The 1,258-nt window shown below is 66.8% G+C and carries 2 protein-coding genes; one reads left to right on the top strand and one right to left on the bottom strand.

Features of this window, described 5'->3' with window-relative positions; all coding sequences use genetic code 11:
- Positions 1–762, bottom strand: a 762-nt coding sequence (locus JMF90_RS37560; RefSeq protein ID WP_201326391.1) for a LysR family transcriptional regulator, incomplete at its 3' end; no start/stop codon positions are given.
- Positions 763–880: 118 nt separating this feature from the next.
- On the opposite strand from JMF90_RS37560, the gene JMF90_RS37555 reads away from it, so the two are divergent.
- Positions 881–1,258, top strand: a 378-nt coding sequence (locus JMF90_RS37555) for an FMN-dependent NADH-azoreductase (protein ID WP_201326390.1), incomplete at its 3' end; no start/stop codon positions are given.

The raw sequence follows: 1,258 nt of genomic DNA, 5'->3' as shown, positions 1-1,258 counted from the left end.
GCGCGCCAGCTTGCCTTCGTCGATCGCCGCCGCGGCGAGCACCTGCGGCACCAGCGCGATGCCGAGGCCAGCGAGACAGGCCTGCATGACCACGCGCATGTCGTTGACCGAGAAACGGCTGTCGATCGAAATCTCCTGCGTGCCGCGCGGCCCCTGCAGGCGCCACATGCTGCGTCCCTGGCGGCTCGACACCGTCAGGCAATCGTGGTCGGCCAGCTCGCGCGGCGTGCGCGGCGTGCCGCGTCGTTCGAGATAAGCGGGGCTGGCGGCGAGGATCATCGTGCCCGGCGCGATCCGGCGCACGCGGAAGCTGCCGCCGGTCTCGATGCCGATGCGCAGTGCGAGGTCGATGCGCTCGGCGATCAGGTCGGACGGCGTGTCGTCGAGCAGGAAGTCGATGCTGATGCGCGGATAGCGCGCGTAGAACTCGGCCAGCCATTCCAGCTTGATCACTTCGAACAGGCCGGCCATCGCCGCCACGCGCACGGTTCCGGCCGGTTCCTGCCCGTCGGCATGCTGCCGCTCGATCTCGAAGATCCGGTCGAGTGCCGGCGCGTAGCGCTCGAACAGCGCCAGGCCCTCGGTGCTCGGCGCTAGCTTGCGGGTCGAGCGATGCAGCAGGCGCGTGCCGATGTGCCCTTCGAACTGGTCGATGCGCCGGCTCAGCGTATTGGCCGGCATGCGCAGGCGTCGTGCGGCCTCCGAAAAGCTGCCGGCGCGGACGACCTGGACGAACAGCGCGAGATCATTCAGATCGAGCATGGGATTACTCCAAAAATGGATTAATAAAATCCTGTTTATCCATCTAGTGTAAAGCCGAATCGATCTCCATACTGGTCTCACGCTACCGGCGAATCCATCCGTCTCAAGGAGAACCTGCATGAAACTGCTGCACATCGATTCGAGCATCCTCGGCCAGGGCTCGGTCAGCCGCGAACTGTCGGCGGAAATCGTCGCCCGCTTCCGCGCCCGCGATCCCGGCCTCACGGTCACGCACCTCGACCTCGCCGCCACGCCGCTCGGCCATCTGGCCGCCGAACACCTTGCCGCCGCGCAAGGCGCGCCGGTCGACGACGCGCTGAAGGCGGACGTCGACACCGGCCAGCACGCGCTCGACACGTTCCTCGCCGCGGATATCGTGGTGGTCGGCGCGCCGATGTACAACTTCGGCATCCCGTCGCAACTGAAGGCGTGGATCGACCGCATCCTGGTGGCCGGCAAGACCTTCCGCTACGACGAGAACGGACCGGAAGGCCTG

It is taken from the genome of Burkholderia sp. E168m23 (assembly GCF_016586125.1).
Taxonomy (GTDB): domain Bacteria; phylum Pseudomonadota; class Gammaproteobacteria; order Burkholderiales; family Burkholderiaceae; genus Burkholderia; species Burkholderia orbicola.
The sequence above is the reverse complement of the archived record's forward strand: the minus strand, read 5'-3'. Positions and strand labels throughout refer to the sequence as shown.